General features: G+C 68.0%; 11 protein-coding genes. 6 read left to right on the forward strand and 5 right to left on the reverse strand.

The window, feature by feature from the left end; translation table 11 throughout:
* Window positions 1–215: 215 nt before the first annotated feature.
* From DFR50_RS27290 to DFR50_RS27300, 3 genes are read right to left on the reverse strand one after another with little or no spacing between them, the layout of a single operon-like run.
* Window positions 216–2,858 carry a ligase-associated DNA damage response DEXH box helicase gene (locus tag DFR50_RS27290; RefSeq protein ID WP_113892779.1) on the reverse strand — a complete coding sequence of 881 codons (2,643 nt, stop codon included), beginning with the start codon at window positions 2,856–2,858 and terminating at the stop codon, window positions 216–218.
* Window positions 2,851–4,587 (reverse strand): ATP-dependent DNA ligase, encoded by a 1,737-nt coding sequence (locus DFR50_RS27295; RefSeq protein WP_113892781.1) that lies wholly within the window; start codon window positions 4,585–4,587, stop codon window positions 2,851–2,853. Before DFR50_RS27295 ends, DFR50_RS27290 begins: the two co-directional genes overlap by 8 nt.
* The gene (locus tag DFR50_RS27300; protein ID WP_245428178.1) at window positions 4,584–5,645 is read right to left on the reverse strand and encodes a ligase-associated DNA damage response exonuclease; all 1,062 of its coding nucleotides are present in this window, start codon (window positions 5,643–5,645) and stop codon (window positions 4,584–4,586) included. Before DFR50_RS27300 ends, DFR50_RS27295 begins: the two co-directional genes overlap by 4 nt.
* A gap of 461 nt (window positions 5,646–6,106) precedes the next feature.
* Here DFR50_RS27300 and DFR50_RS27305 point away from each other — a divergent pair, with 461 nt between their 5' ends.
* The 3 genes from DFR50_RS27305 (at window position 6,107) to DFR50_RS27315 (ending at window position 9,035) form a co-directional block, all read left to right on the forward strand.
* Window positions 6,107–7,105 carry an AraC family transcriptional regulator gene (locus DFR50_RS27305; protein ID WP_170153418.1) on the forward strand — a complete coding sequence of 333 codons (999 nt, stop codon included), beginning with the start codon at window positions 6,107–6,109 and terminating at the stop codon, window positions 7,103–7,105.
* Between the two features lie 244 nt (window positions 7,106–7,349).
* Window positions 7,350–7,970, forward strand: a complete 621-nt coding sequence (locus DFR50_RS27310) for a TetR/AcrR family transcriptional regulator (protein WP_170153419.1) — start codon at window positions 7,350–7,352, stop codon at window positions 7,968–7,970.
* Window positions 7,971–8,336: 366 nt separating this feature from the next.
* Complete coding sequence (locus tag DFR50_RS27315; RefSeq protein WP_147262951.1) at window positions 8,337–9,035, forward strand: TetR/AcrR family transcriptional regulator; 699 nt, start codon at window positions 8,337–8,339, stop codon at window positions 9,033–9,035.
* A gap of 39 nt (window positions 9,036–9,074) precedes the next feature.
* On the opposite strand, the gene DFR50_RS27320 is transcribed toward DFR50_RS27315, so the two are convergent.
* A complete protein-coding gene (locus DFR50_RS27320; protein ID WP_113892789.1) occupies window positions 9,075–10,346 on the reverse strand; it encodes a DUF763 domain-containing protein in 1,272 nt (423 codons plus the stop codon).
* A 317-nt stretch (window positions 10,347–10,663) separates the two neighbouring features.
* On the opposite strand from DFR50_RS27320, the gene DFR50_RS32370 reads away from it, so the two are divergent.
* Complete coding sequence (locus tag DFR50_RS32370) at window positions 10,664–10,810, forward strand: hypothetical protein (protein ID WP_170153420.1); 147 nt, start codon at window positions 10,664–10,666, stop codon at window positions 10,808–10,810.
* 123 nt (window positions 10,811–10,933) lie between these two features.
* On the opposite strand, the gene DFR50_RS27330 is transcribed toward DFR50_RS32370, so the two are convergent.
* A complete protein-coding gene (locus DFR50_RS27330) occupies window positions 10,934–11,380 on the reverse strand; it encodes a DUF29 domain-containing protein (RefSeq protein WP_113892848.1) in 447 nt (148 codons plus the stop codon).
* A 1,350-nt stretch (window positions 11,381–12,730) separates the two neighbouring features.
* Here DFR50_RS27330 and nifH point away from each other — a divergent pair.
* Both nifH and nifD read left to right on the forward strand, forming a co-directional pair.
* A complete protein-coding gene (gene nifH, locus DFR50_RS27335) occupies window positions 12,731–13,633 on the forward strand; it encodes a nitrogenase iron protein (protein WP_113892793.1) in 903 nt (300 codons plus the stop codon).
* 63 nt (window positions 13,634–13,696) lie between these two features.
* Complete coding sequence (nifD, locus tag DFR50_RS27340; RefSeq protein ID WP_113892795.1) at window positions 13,697–15,193, forward strand: nitrogenase molybdenum-iron protein alpha chain; 1,497 nt, start codon at window positions 13,697–13,699, stop codon at window positions 15,191–15,193.
* Window positions 15,194–15,258: the final 65 nt, after the last annotated feature.

Genomic DNA, 15,258 nt, shown 5'->3' on the forward strand with positions numbered 1-15,258 from the left:
CGGAAGGATTTGCGGCGAAGAGCGAGCGAGAGCCTTCCCCAGCTTGCTGGGGAAGGGGGCCGAAGGCCGGATGGGGAGTGGAAAGCAGCTGCGCTCCGATGAAAATTCGCGGCGACGGTTGCGCAATCCGGCTGAAGACGAAGCAGCGGGCCGAACCCCATCCGGCGCTGCGCGCCACCTTCCCCGCTTCGCGGAGAAGGGGAAAAACGGCGCCCTCACGCGTCCGCCGCCGCGTTCAGGTCGCCGAGCATGCGCTCGATCCGCGCCGTCAGCGTCTCGTTGCTGAGCTGCTCGCGAAAGCGCTCGACCATCAGCGGGAACGCCAGCGGCGTCGCCCGCTCGAGCGGGCGCAGATCGAGGCGGCGGGCCGCCATGGCGTCCAGCGTCGTCATGAGCCGCTTCACGTCCAGTTCGTCGTCCAGCGCTTCCCGCTCGGCCTGACGCAAGAGGCCGTTGTCGGGGTCGTATTTGCGGAACACGTCATAGAACAGGCCCGACGAGGCCTGCATCGTTTTCGCGCTTTTCCGCTGCCCGGGATAGCCGGCCACGACCAGTCCGGCAATGTGGGCGATGTCGCGGAACCGACGCCGCGCCAGTTCGCCGGCGTTGAGGCTTTCGACCACCTCGGCGGTGAGCGCCGCGAGATCGGGCGCCGGCGCAAGACAGTCCGGAAGGAGCGCGGCCCAGTCGCGAGAACTCCCGCTCAGGATTTCAAAACCGTAGTCGTTGACGCTGAGCGAGAAGGTGCCGGGCTCGGCGCGGGCGGCGCGCCAGGCGACCAGGCTCGCGAGGCCGAGGTGGATGTCGCGCCCGGCGAACGGATAGACGAACAAGCGCCAACCCTCGCGTGACGTCAGCGTCTCGGCGAGCAGCGTCGAAGGGGTCGGCAGCGCCGACCATTTCGCCTGCACCTCGAGCATCGGCCGCGCGGCCGCGAGCTCCGGGCTGTCGTAGTCCCCCTTCGCGGCGCGGGCGAAGGCCTCGACCATGGCGTCGGCGAGGGTGGTCGAGAGCGGCATCCGCCCGCCGGCCCACGCCGGCGTCGTCCCGCCGCCTTTGGCGGCCTTGACGAAAGCCGTCCCCGCCTCGAGCCGCACGAATTCCAGAATCCTGCCGCCGAACCAGAAGCGTTGCCCGGCGCGCATGCGGGCGACGAAACCCTCCTCGACCGATCCGAGTTTCGCGCCGCGCGGGGCGGGTCCGTACTGCACCACGACGGCGGCGTCGCTGACGATCGCGCCGATGTTCAGCCGGTGGCGATGCGCGATGTCGCGGTCGACGACGCGCCAGACCCCGTCGGCGCCGGGGACGACCCTGCGGAAGCCGGGATAGGCCTTGAGCGTCGGCCCGCCCTTCGAGACGAAGTCGAGGCACCAGCGCCACGCTTCGTCGCTCAAGGCTGCATAGGCCGCGGTCGTCCGGACCTCGACGAGAAGGTCTTCGGGGACGAAACCGCCGCCGAGCGCGACCGTCACGCAATGCTGCGCCAGCACGTCGAGCGGCGCGTCCGGCGACTTGCGGCTCTCGATCCGGCCGTCGCGGATCGCCGCCCTGACTGCGGCGGCCTCGATCAGTTCCAGGGCGTGGCTCGGCACGATGGTGACGCGCGAGACGCGGCCGGGAGCGTGGCCGCTGCGCCCGGCGCGCTGGAGAAGCCGCGCCACCCCTTTCGGCGAGCCGACCTGAAGCACCCGCTCGACGGGAAGGAAATCGACGCCGAGGTCGAGGCTCGAGGTGCACACGACCGCCTTCAGCGTCCCGGCCTTCAGCCCCTGCTCGACCCAGTCGCGCGTCTCGCGCGCCAGCGAGCCGTGATGGAGGGCGATCGCGCCGGCCCAGTCCGGCCGCAGTTTCAGGAGGCTCTGGTACCAGAGTTCCGCCTGCGAGCGGACGTTGGTGAAGACGAGCGTGGTTCGCGCCGCTTCGATCTCGGCGACCACGGCCGCCGCCATCGCCGCGCCCAGATGCCCCGCCCAGGGGAACCGGCCCGGCGCCCGCGGCAGCAGCGTGTCGACGATGAGCGGCTTGTCGATCCGGGCCTCGACCAGCGCCCCCTGCCCCGCCGCCTGCGGGCCGAGCAGCGCGCGCAAAGCCTCGCCGAGGTTTCCGAGCGTCGCCGACAGGCCCCAGGTCGGCAGGCCGGGGCGGAGGCCGCGCAGGCGCGCGAGGCCGAGCTGGGTCAGGACGCCGCGCTTGTTTCCGATCAGCTCGTGCCATTCGTCGACCACCACGCAACGGAGGCCCGCGAAGGTCTCGCGCGCATCGGGGCGCGACAGCATCAGCGCCAGGCTCTCGGGGGTGGTGACGAGCGCCGAGGGCGGGCTCCTGGCCTGCCGCGCGCGCTCGGCGGCGGAGGTGTCGCCGGTGCGCGCGCCGACCGTCCAGGCCGGCGCCCCGGAGGGGTCGCGCGCGGCGACGCCGGCGAAGGCCTCGCGCAGCGCCCGCTCGGTGTCGGCGGCGAGCGCGCGCATCGGGGTGATCCAGAGGAGGGCGAGGGCGTGGGACGCGGTTGCGACGATATTGGTCTGCGCTGCCGAACCCTCACCCGGCGGCCTTTGGCCGCCACCCTCTCCCTGGGGGAGAGGGGCGACGCCAGCGGGCGACGCGACCCCTTCCCCCTCGGGGGGAAGGTGGCCGGCGTCAGCCGGCCGGATGAGGGGACGCCGCGCCCCGTCGTCCCCGTACGCCAGCCACGCGCCCAGCGCCGCCGCCAGCGTCTTGCCCGTTCCCGTGGTGGCGTGCAGGAGGCCGGCGCGGCGGGCGCGCATCAGCGCCCACGTCTCGCGCTGGAAGGGGAACGGCGTCCATCCCCTCTCCGCGAGCCAGGCCACGACCGCGGCGGCGCGCGCCTCAGCCATGCGCGCCCGCCGACAGGAGCGCGCGCAAGCTCGCGAGCGTGTCGGCCTCGGCGACCGGCTTGTCGCGCCGCCAGCGCAGCATCCGCGGAAAGCGCACTGCGACGCCGCTCTTGTGGCGCTTGCTCGGCGCGATGCCCTCGAAGCCGAGTTCGAACACCTGCGTCGGCTGGACGCTGCGCACCGGCCCGAAGGTCTCGACCGTGGTCCTGCGGATGATCGCGTCCATGTCGCGCATTTCGGCGTCGGTGAGGCCGGAATAGGCCTTTGCGAAGGGAACCAGTTGGCGATCGGGCGCGCCCTCGTCGGCGCTCCAGACGGCGAAGGTGTAGTCGCTGTAGACCCCGGAGCGGCGGCCGTGGCCGCGCTCGGCGTAGATCAGCACGGCGTCGACGCTCATCGGGTCGAGCTTCCACTTCCACCACACGTCGGTGCGGTCGTCGCCCTTGCGCCGGCCGACGCCGTAGGCGCCGGCGCGCGCCTTCAGCATCAGGCCCTCGCGCCCGAGCGGCCGCGCCTGGTCGCGAATCGCGGCCAGGCCCTGCCAGGTGTCGGCGGCGACCTCGGGGCTGAGGCGAAGCGGCAGGCGCTCGCCGCGGCGCGCCGCCGCGGCGAGCGTCGCCGCGACCAGCCGTTCGAGCTTTTCGCGCCGCTCCGATTGCCGCTCGCCGCGCAGGTCGCGGCCGTCGTGTTCGAGGAGGTCGTAGGCGACGAGCGCGACGGGCAGGTCGCGCAGCGTCCGGTCGCTGATCGCCTTGCGGCCGAGCCGCTGCTGCAGGCTCGCGAACGGCTGCAGGCCGACGAGCGAATCGGGGCGCGTTTCAGCGGACGGCGGGACGAGCACCACGAGTTCGCCGTCGAGCGCCACCCCCGGCGGCAGGGCGCGGGCGAGCGGCTCGAGATCGGGATAGGCGTCGGAGATCAGCTCCTCGCCGCGCGACCACAGGCGCCAGGTGTCGCCGCGCCGGATCAGCTGCGCCCGGATGCCGTCGAACTTCCATTCCACGACCCAGTCGCGCGGGGGCCCGAGCGTCTCCGCCATGGTCTCGAGCGGTCGTTGCCAGGATTGGGCGAGGTAGAACGGATAGGGGCGTCCGGCGTCGAGCGCGGCGCCCTCGTCGGCGTCGACGTCGGCGACGAGGGCGGCGAAGTCGTCGGCGGTCGGGATCCGACGCGCCTGGGCATAGCCGATCATGCGCTGCGCCATGCGGCTCTCGTCGACGCCGGCGACCTCGGCGAGGCTCTTCACCACCTGCAGCCGCGAGACGCCGACGCGCAATTCGCCGGTGATCAGCTTGAACAGCGCGAAGCGCTCGGGTCCCGGCAGCGCCGCGACCCAGAGGGCGAGCCGCCGGGCGCGCTCCTCCTCGTCGAGCTTGGGCAGCGGCAGCAGGCGCTCGCGCATCCAGACGTCGAGCGAGGTCTTGTCGTCGCCTTCGCCCTCAGGCAGCAGCAGCGCCAGCGTCTCGGCGAGGTCGCCGACGTTGGCGTAGCACTCGTCGACCAGCCATTCGGGCAGCCCCGACCCCTCGACCGCGAGGCGGCGCAGGAGGCGGGTCGGGACGGTCTGGCGCGGCTTGCCGCCGGCGAGAAAATACACCGTCCAGGCCGCGCTCGCCCATTGCGCCGGATCGGCTTTCGCGGCGGCGAAGGCTTCGACCATCGCCGCCTGCTTGGCGCGCGTCGAGGTCGCCTGGTCGAGGCGCCGGTAGAGGTCGGCGAAGGCCCTCACGCGGCGGTCTCGCCGGGGGCGGTCTCGCTTTTGGGCGCCTCGTCCTCGTCGCCGTAGGCGGTCGCGAGCGCGCGCGCGTCGACGCCTCGCTCGGCGAGGTAACGGCTGAGCGGGGCGGCGAAGCCGTGCGTGGCCAGGACCCGCTCCGCCCCGGTCGCCTCGATGGCGGCGAGGAGCCCCGGCCAGTCGGCGTGATCGGAGAGCGCGAAGCCGCGGTCGAGGCCGCGCCGGCGGCGGTTTCCCCGCACCTGCATCCAGCCGCTCGCCAACGCGTCCGAATACTCGCCGAACCGGTCGAGCCAGCCGCTGCCGGCGGCCGACGGCGGCGCGACGATCAGCATCTTTGCAAACGCGCGTTTGTCGGCGATCTCGTCGGCGCGCCGGGTCGGCGGGATCGCGACGCCGGCGTCGCGATAGATCGCGCTGATCGGCTCGATCGCGCCATGACAGACGATCGGCCCGATCGAGGCGTCGATCCGCGCCAGCGCGCGCTGCGCCTTGCCGAGCGCGTAGGCGTAGAGGACGCTGGCGCGACCGGCGGCGGCGTTGTCGCGCCACCAGCTTTCGATGGCGGCGATCAGCTCGGCCTGCGGGCTCCAGCGATAGATCGGCAGGCCGAAAGTCGATTCGGTGATGAACGCCGTGCAGCGGACCGGTTCGAAGGCGGCGACGACGCCGTCGGCCTCGAGCTTGTAGTCGCCCGACGCGACCCAGACTTCGCCCGCCCTCGCGACGCGGACCTGCGCCGAACCGAGGACGTGGCCGGCCGGATGCAGCGAGACGTCGACGCCGTCCCGGCTGAGGACCTGGCCGTATTCGGCGGTCTCGATGGCGACGTCGCCGAGGCGTTTTTTGAGCAGCGGCGCCGTCAGCTTGTGGCAGACGTAGAGGTCGGAGCCGACGCGAGCGTGGTCGGCATGGGCATGGGTGATCACCGCGCGCGCCGCGGGGCGCCACGGGTCGATGTGGAAGTCGCCGGCCTCGCAATAGAGGCCGCGGTCGGTCAGAGCGATCAGGTCCATGAGCCAGAAGCCGGCGGTGACGCGGGTCGCCGTCATATGGCGCGCCCCGCGGCCCGGCGCCAGCCTTCGCCCAAGCCGCCGGACGACGGGAAATGCGTCCGAAACCCGCGGCGATCGCCGCCCCCCGGAGGCCGGCGCAGCGCTCTCGTCGCACGACCGGGCGACCGTCCCGAAACCTTCGGACGCGCAGCGCCGGCCGACGAACCCGTCGGAGCAACGCCGCGACCGACCCTTACGCCTTTCGGCAACGCGATCCGCGCGGTGACATTGTTTTCCGATTTGCGCAAGTACGAGACTTGGCGGAAGAGCCCCGGGACCTTGCTCTGGTAAAAAAATCTTGTATGTTTTGTCTCATAGCTTTTGGTCTTCTGGCAGAGGGTGTGGTCTATTTGCAGTCTCTTGTGTGTTTATCGGGCGGAATGACGACGCTGCCGCGGATTCCGACTCGACGCGGCATGGTGACAACGGCGGGTCTTGGCTCCCGCCGGGCTATTGATTTGCTGACCGCGCGCCGGATCGATCCGAAGCCGCTGCTCAAGCAATCTGGTCTTGCGGGCCTCGATCTGACCAATCGCGATCTCATGGTGCCCGCCGAGGCGGAGGCCCGGTTCATCGAACTGGCCGCCCGGGCGTCGGATAGCCCGGAATTCGGCATTTGCATGGCCGAAGGGACCGATCCGCGCGACGCCGGCCTCCTGTACTACCTGTTCAACGCCTCAGCGACGCTGCGGCAAGCGGTGACGCTGCTCGCGCAATACATTGTGATCGGCAACGCCTCCCTGCAATTGCGCGTCGCGTTTTCCTCCGGCGCCGACGCGGTGGCGAGACTGGATTATGTCGGGCTCCCGCGCCGACACCTGAAGCACGCCGCCGAATACCACCTCGCCGTCATCGTCCGGATCCTGCGCGAGATCGCCCGGCGCCCGATCAGTCCGGCGCTGGTGACGTTCGCGCACCACCGAAGTTTCGGGGTGCGGGAGGTCGAACGCTACTTTTCCTGTCCGGTCCGGTTCGACGCGCCCTCGGATCGACTCGAGTTCTCGAACGAGACCCTGGACATTCCGGTCGCCGCCGCCGACGAGCGGCTTCTGGGCATCCTGAAGCCGTATTGCGACCGGGTGGCGGCGCAGCGCGGCGACCGGATCGCCTCGTTGCGCCTGACGGTGGAAAACGAGATCCTGAAACTGTTGCCCCGGGGCGAGGCCAGGATCGACGCGATCGCGAACGCGCTCGGGGCCAGTTCGCGCTCGCTCGCGCGGCGGCTCGCCGAAGAGGGCACGACCTTCTCCGACGTCCTCGACGACCTGCGCCGGGCGCTGGCGCTGCAGTATGTCGCGGAACCGAATCTGAGCGCGGATCAGATCGCCGCGCTGCTCGGCTACGGCGACGCGGGGTCGCTCAGCCACGCCTTCCGTCGCTGGACCGGCGCCTCGCCGTCGCAGGTTCGCGGGGATCCGCTGATCCGGTCGAAAGTCCTCGCCGGCCGGGAAGCCTAGCGACAGCCCGGCGCGGAGCGCGGCCGACGTCCTGCGACAGGTCGCCATCTGGATGGCGCGAAAAGCTACGGATTTGGCGTCCATAATCAAGACGGCGGAGGGGTGCGGGCGTAAGTATACCTTCGTACACTCGGCTTTCCGTCCCGGACCCGCATTCCGGACCGGGAACGGGTGGAAGGTGGCGACGTTGGCGGAACTCCGCCAAGCCCCAGGGACGCAACGCGATCAAGGAAACGCCGTTCAAATGCAAGACATCGCAATCACCAGTCCCCATTCCTACGGGACCCTGTTCCGGCCCACCTATCACCACCGGAACGTGCCGGCGGCGTTGCGCAATGTCGCCCGCCAGATGCTCGAAGCGGGCAATCCAGAGGACGTCGGGTTGCGCGAGCTTTCCCGCCGCATCGGCATCTCCGCCACTGCGGCCTACCGGCATTTCTCAGGCCGCGACGACCTGATGGCGTCGGTCGCGGTCGAAGGCTTCCACGAGCTCACCGCGGCCCTGCAGGCGGCCGTCACCGGACCGGACCCGGTGGTCGCGATCGGCCTCGCCTACCTCGAGTTCGCCCTCACCAAACGCGGCATGTTCCGGCTCATGTTCGGGCCGTTGCTCGCCCAAAGAACCAAGTACCCCGCCCTGCGCGCTGCGGCCGACGCCGCGTTCCAGGTCATCGAACGCGCGGGCCTCTCCGGCGAGGCGGAAGGCGACAAGGACAACGCGGGCATGGCGGCGTGGAGTCTCATTCACGGCTTGTCCTCGCTGTTCATCGAAAACGTGGTGCCGACGCCGGACGCTCGACAATTGGCGCAGCAGATCTTCGCCAACGCCAGCCGCGCCGGGACCAAAGCGGCGACGGCCGCCTGATCGACAGCGCCCGGGGCGCGGCTTTCGGGCGCGCCGACGCGTGACGGGGCGTCCGGCTTTCGCGCCGGCCGCGCCCAATCGTCGCATTGGCGGCGTGAGTCCGTTACGGCAGAATAGCGCGCCCTGATTTTCAGCGCGCCCTTTGGAACAAGGCGGTCCCGGCCGGCGTTCACTTTGAGGCGGCGATCGATTCAGCCTGTCCCGCCCGGTCTGGTGGCGGAAAAGGCAAAGCAATTGGCGTCAATCATCAAGACAGGACGTTTTTCGTCGCGTAGGGTACGCCTGTTGACATAGTCGGTCGGTCCGGACTGACGCGCGCCGCGATGCCGGGGTCATAGGCGGCGCGAATGGGGACGAGGTGGTGACGTGGCTGAAGACATGCGGGACGACGCGGCTGGCGGGACTCGAAAAGAGCCTATCGTCAGGAGAAACTATCACCACGGAAGCGTGCCGTCGGCGTTGCACGCCGCGGCGAGACAGGGACTCGAGGCAGGCGGCGACCCGGAACAAATCGGTCTGCGCGATCTGGCCCGCAAAATCGGCGTTTCCCCGACCGCCGCCTACCGGCACTTCACCAATAAGGAAGACCTGATGGCCTCTGTCGCGGCCGAAGGCTTTCAGGAATTGACGGAAGCGTTGAAGGGCGCGCAGCACGGACCGGACCCGACGGTCGACATCGGTCTCGCCTATATCGAATTCGCCCTGACCCAGCCCGGTCTGTTCCGGCTGATGTTCGGGCCGCTGCTGACCGAGCGCGACAAGCACGAGACCTTGCGCGATTCGGCGGCCGAGGCCTTTGCGATCGTGGAGAGGCTGGGCTGCGCGAGCGGCGACTCGGACGCGCAGCGGCGCGCCAAGGCGATGGTGTCCTACGGCGCCCTGCACGGCTTGGCCAACCTTTCGCTGATGAAGATCCTTCCCGAGCAGGAAGCGCGGTCTTTGGCGCTCGGCGTCCTCGAACACGTAAGCCGGGCGTCGCAGACCGACCCGTCCGCGCCCCTGGATCAACCCTTCCCCTCCGACGTCGCGCTCCCTGCGACGATCAAGCTTTCGACCGTCGAATAGCGAGGGCGAAGGCCCGCCGCGACCCTGCAGCGGGGCGCGTCACCGCCGATGGCGAGCGCAGCCTTCGTCGGCGTCGGGCCGAGGTTCGGGACCGAATACGCTCATTCCGCCGAGCGCGTGCGACGCCGACCGCTCCGCGGCGAACAGCGCCTCGACCGATGGACCCCTCGCCGCGCGCTCGAGCCGTCGCGCCTCGTCGTCGAGCCGCCGAATGGCCGCGAGTTCCTCTGTCGCCCCGAGTTTGGCGTTGATGACCGCCGACTTCATGACCGCGATCGTCCGGTCGTAAACTTTCAGCGGAACCGGGAAGGGATGGCGGTCCTTTCCCCCGTGCGCGAGCGAGAAGCGCGCGGGATCGCTGAACCGGTAGGGCGCGCCGTGCACCACTTCCGCGACCTGGGCGAGCGCGCGAACGGTGCGCGCGCCGACCCCCGGGACGAGCAGGAGCGCGGCGAAATCCTTCGGGCCGCGGTCGGCCGCGGCGGCGAGATTGCCGTGCAGGCGCCTGACCACGATATCTTCCGCCCGCACGTCGTGACGGGCCGGCATGACGAGATGGGGAAGCAGCGGCTGCGACGGGAGCGGCCGCGGCGCCGCCGCGGCTTCGATCCGGGCCGCCTCTCGGGCGATCCGGTCCGGCCCCAGGTCGGTCAGCAGGTCGACCTGGCCGCGGCGCGAGCCTTCCGCGCGGGCGTCGGTGAGGTTGACGATCACCCCCTGATCCTCGCCGTCGATGGCGTTGTGCGGCGCCTCGACGAAGCTGCGCAAGCCCTCGGACAGCCAGTGATAGCGGCGCGCCTGGCGCCGGTCGCCGTTCATGCCCTGCTGCACGACGACCCAGCGCCCGTCGTCGGCCACCACGAAGCCGTGCAGATAGAGGTCGAAGCCGTCCTGCACCGCGGCGCTGTCGACCTTGGCGACGAGGCGGCTCGCGGTCGCGAGCGCTTCGCCATCGAAGCCGACCCGCTCGCCGATCGCGACGAGTTCGTGCGGGGTTTTGCGCGAGTGCGCGCCCCGGCCGCCGCAGACGTGCAGGCCGAGTTCGCCGCTGAGCGGTTCGAGACCGCGCTTCAGCGCGCCGATCACCGAGGTCGTGATTCCCGACGAGTGCCAGTCCATCCCCATGACGGCGCCGAACGACTGGAACCAGAACGGATGCGCGAGCCGGCGCAGGAATTCGTCGCGGCCGTATTCGAGCACGATCGCCTGCGCGACGACGGCGCCCAGTCTGGTCATCCGCTCGCCGAGCCAGCGCGGCACGCGCCCGCCGTGCAGCGGCAGATCGGCGCTGCCGGAACGGCGCGCGGTCATGGCGGTCCCCTCATGGTCGCCTCCCCGACGGATGGCGACGACGTCTCGATCACGACTCGAGTCTAGCGCGTCCGGGCGGCGACCGCGAGCCGGAAAGGCCGGACCGGAGGATGCCGGGTCGGGCGCGCCGGCCGGGCCTTTGTCGCCGACCCGACGCGATGCGCGAGGACGCGGCGGCCGACCCGCGCGCCGGCGACGGCAACGTTCCGCCCCGGCTCGCCCGCCTCGACACGACCTGTCGGGTTTTGTCGCGGTCGCGACATGGTGTCGGCGCCCTCGGCCGTCGCGCTCGATCTGGCCTATTTTATTGATATTGTTTGATCTTTCGACCATCGAAGGGTCCGCACTTCGCCGTCGCCGAGCCTGCGACGCTGACGCGCAACGAGCGAAAATTCTTCGATGACCAGTTGATCGAGGTGATCGACCTGCCGCTCGCCGAGGCGGCCGGGGCGATCATCGGGTAGGGCGGGATGAATTGATGTTGGGTTACAACCGTCATTGCGAGCCGAAGGCGAAGCAATCCATGCCGCTGGCGCAGCGAGTGGATTGCTTCGTCGCTGCGCTCCTCGCAATGACGGATCTGTAGGTCACGCCTCGTCCGGCCAGAACTCCGGATCGAGCGCCTGCTCGACCGTCCACGGCGACGCGGCGGGAAACACCGCTCGATCGAGCCCCGTCTCGCCGATCGCCGCCTTCAGCGCGTCGAGCCAGATGTCGGCCTGCCATTCCGGATCGTGGAGCGTCGCCTTCAGGCTGGGCGTCGCCTGGAGGCGACGCACGACGCTCTTGCGCTGAATGTCGATCGTATCTCGCCAGCTCTTCGTGCGAAGCTGTGGCTGAAACCGCCACTTCAGGAGATGCGCGAGGAGGACGGCCATCCGGCTCACGAGTTCCCGCTGTTCGGCCTTGCCCACGTCTTCGATCTCGTCGGCGAGGTGTTCGATGTCAAGGCGCGTGAAGGCGCCTTCCCGCAGGAGCCTCGCCTGCTCCTGCGCCCAGAGTACGACGTCTGTCTCGTAAAGCGCTCGCGTCATCCCGGCGGCCATCCTCCGGCCCGAGGCGAGAATACACAGTCTGCGTTCCCCGCTCAATCGCCTCAGATACAACCTGTCGGCTTCTGTTGCCGTCGTGACAGGGCGTCGTCGAGCGCGCGATGCTAACCCGCAACGAGCGGAAGTTCTTACACGCCCAGATGATCGAGGTAATTGACGTTCCCCTCGCCGAAGCAGTAGAAGCGCTCCTGGGCTGAGGCCGCTGCCGCTGCGAGCAGTTTCTTCCCAGGTGTCCAGCGGGCACGCTCTCGGATTTTGGGCACCACGATAAACTGGCAGGTACGGTTGCTCCTTCTCGGAAAACCGAAATGACCTCCGCCGAAACCGGATCGGAATGTTGCGATTTTGGAGCTACGGGGGAGTGAGATGGTCATAAGAGACGCTCGACCTACCTTCCTGTTCGCTAGTGTTATTTTGTCTCACATCACGTCTGCCTTGGCGTCGGATGTCGTGACATTGCGATGCGATTTTCCGGAGGGAGTATCCGCAAGGATTATCGCAGACAACAATGGCGTCTCAGTCACCCTTTACAGAAAGAACAAAGAGACGGGCGAAACTTAAACCTTTATACCGAAAATGCGCATACTACATCTAGTGGAATAGTAAGCGATTCTTATTTTAGGAATAATAGTGCATAGATTGCATGGGGAACGACATTCTTCATAGCAGCCCCAGAAGTACCGAACAAAGAGACGGCAATTTCAAAAGCAAGAAAGCAATCTGACGTCATAGACTTACGAGGCTGGCGTATTGAAGAAGACGTGCTTCTGACCGATGGAAATAACAATATTACCGATAAACGTCGTTATGCTTGCCAATGCAAGCCAGACTGATCTAGTGGCTCTTCGAAGATATGCCGAGATCCGCGCGAAGCTCAAGAAAGCTTAGGTGTGGACGCCGCAGCGCAGCGGCGGCGCTGCAAAATGCGTCTTTAACTGGGCGGCAGGGTTCCTTTCCGAGCCATTGGGGCGGCGCCCATGCCGATCGCCATGCAGGAGACGCGCCTGCTCCTCAGCCCAGCCGACGACATCCTGCTCATAAGGCGCTCGCGCCATCCTGCGCTCATCCACTCACGCCGCGCCGAGGATATGCGATCCGGCGTCCCGCTCAATCGCCTCGACACGCCCTGTCGGGTTTTGTCGCGGTCGCGACATGGTGTCGGTGTGGCCGGCGGTAGCGGACGATCTTGCCTACGCTGTTGATATCGTTTCTATTTTAGGTCGCTACAGGACTTGGCACGATCCTTGATGACCTAGGTCCGCGAGGCGGCGCCGTCGCGCTGCCGAATCTTCCAACGGGCCCATTGGGCCACTCGCGAAAGGAACACGGGCCATGGGCAAACTTCGCCAAATCGCATTCTACGGAAAGGGCGGCATCGGCAAGTCGACGACGTCGCAGAACACGCTGGCGGCGCTGGTCGATCTCGGACAGAAGATCCTGATCGTCGGCTGCGACCCCAAGGCGGATTCCACCCGCCTCATCCTCAACGCCAAGATGCAGGACACGGTGCTGAGCCTCGCCGCCGAAGCGGGCTCGGTCGAGGACCTCGAACTCGAGGACGTCCTCAAGGTCGGCTACAAGGGCATCAAGTGCACCGAGTCCGGCGGACCGGAGCCGGGCGTCGGCTGCGCCGGCCGCGGCGTCATCACCGCCATCAACTTCCTCGAAGAGAACGGCGCTTATGACGACGTCGACTACGTCTCCTACGACGTGCTCGGCGACGTGGTGTGCGGCGGCTTCGCCATGCCGATCCGCGAGAACAAGGCGCAGGAAATCTACATCGTCATGTCCGGCGAGATGATGGCGCTCTACGCCGCCAACAACATCGCCAAGGGCATTCTCAAATACGCCCATTCCGGCGGCGTGCGCCTGGGCGGGCTCATCTGCAACGAGCGCCAGACCGACAAGGAGCTGGAGCTGGCCGAGGCGCTTGCCAAGCGCCTGAACTCGAAGCTGATCCACTTCGTGCCGCGCGACAACATCGTCCAGCACGCGGAACTGCGCCGCCAGACGGTGATCGAATATGCGCCCGACAGCCAGCAGGCGCAGGAGTACCGCAATCTCGCGCAGAAGATCCACGACAACTCGGGCAAGGGCACGATCCCGACCCCGATCACCATGGAAGAGCTCGAGGAGATGCTGATGGAATTCGGCATCATGAAGACGGAAGAGCAGGCGCTGGCCGAACTCCAGGCCAAGGAAGCGGCCGCCGCGGCTCGCGCCGCCGCTCACTAACCCGACGGTCGGCCCCGGCCCTTGAACCCGGCGGCCGACTCCTCCCCCGTACTGGAGAGCGCCATGAGCCTCGACACCGAACACGAAGCCAAGATGGAAGCGCTGATCGCCGATGTCTTGACCGCTTATCCCGACAAATTCGCCAAGCGGCGCAAGAAGCACCTGAACGTCGCCAAGCCCGTCGCCGAAGCCGCGGAGACGGAAAACGCCCTGCTGACCGAGTGCGACGTCAAGTCGAACATCAAGTCGGTCCCCGGCGTGATGACGGTGCGCGGCTGCGCCTACGCCGGCTCGAAGGGCGTCGTCTGGGGCCCGATCAAGGACATGGTCCACATCAGCCACGGCCCCGTCGGCTGCGGGCAATATTCCTGGTCGCAGCGCCGCAACTACTACATCGGCTCGACCGGCATCGACACCTTCGTCACCATGCAGTTCACCTCCGATTTCCAGGAGCGTGACATCGTATTCGGCGGCGACAAGAAGCTCGAGAAGATCATCACCGAGATCGATCAGCTCTTCCCGCTCAACAACGGCGTCACCATCCAGTCGGAATGCCCGATCGGCCTGATCGGCGACGACATCGAGGCGGTCGCCAAGAAGAAGGCCAAGGAGATCTCCAAGACCGTCGTGCCCGTGCGCTGCGAAGGCTTCCGCGGCGTGTCGCAGTCGCTCGGCCACCACATCGCCAACGACGCGATCCGCGACTGGGTGTTCGACAAGAAGGAAACCGAGTGGGAAGTCGGCCCCTACGACGTCAACGTGATCGGCGACTACAACATCGGCGGCGACGCCTGGGCCTCGCGCATCCTGCTCGAGGAAATGGGTCTGCGCGTGGTCGGCAACTGGTCGGGCGACGCGACGCTCGCGGAAGTCGAGCGGGCGCCCAAGGCCAAGCTCAACCTCATCCACTGCTACCGCTCGATGAATTACATCTGCCGGCACATGGAGGAGAAGTACGGCGTCGCCTGGATGGAGTACAACTTCTTCGGGCCGTCGCAGATCGAACTGAGCATGCGCAAGATCGCCAAGCACTTCGGTCCGGAAATCGAGGAAAAGACCGAGGCGGTGATCGCCAAGTATCGCCCGATGGTCGACGCCGTGGTCGCCAAGTACCGGCCGCGCCTCGAAGGCAAGACGGTGATGCTCTACGTCGGCGGCCTGCGGCCGCGCCACGTCATCACCGCCTATGAGGACCTGGGCATGGAGATCGTCGGCACGGGCTACGAGTTCGGCCACGGCGACGATTACCAGCGCACCGGCCACTACGTGAAGAAGGGCACGCTGATCTATGACGACGTGACCGGCTACGAGCTCGAGAAGTTCGTCGAGAAGATCCGTCCCGACCTCGTCGGTTCGGGCATCAAGGAAAAATACCCGGTGCAGAAGATGGGCATCCCGTTCCGTCAGATGCACTCGTGGGACTATTCCGGCCCCTATCACGGCTACGACGGCTTCGCGATCTTCGCGCGCGACATGGATCTGGCGATCAACAATCCCGTCTGGGACCTGTTCGACGCGCCCTGGATCCAGCCCGAGGAGCTCGCGATCGCCGCCGAGTGATCCGACCCTGACGCGGCGCGCCCGACACGGCGCGCCGCCCCCAGCCGAACCCGAAGTCCATTCCC

Source organism: Roseiarcus fermentans (assembly GCF_003315135.1).
Classification (GTDB): Bacteria; Pseudomonadota; Alphaproteobacteria; order Rhizobiales; family Beijerinckiaceae; genus Roseiarcus; species Roseiarcus fermentans.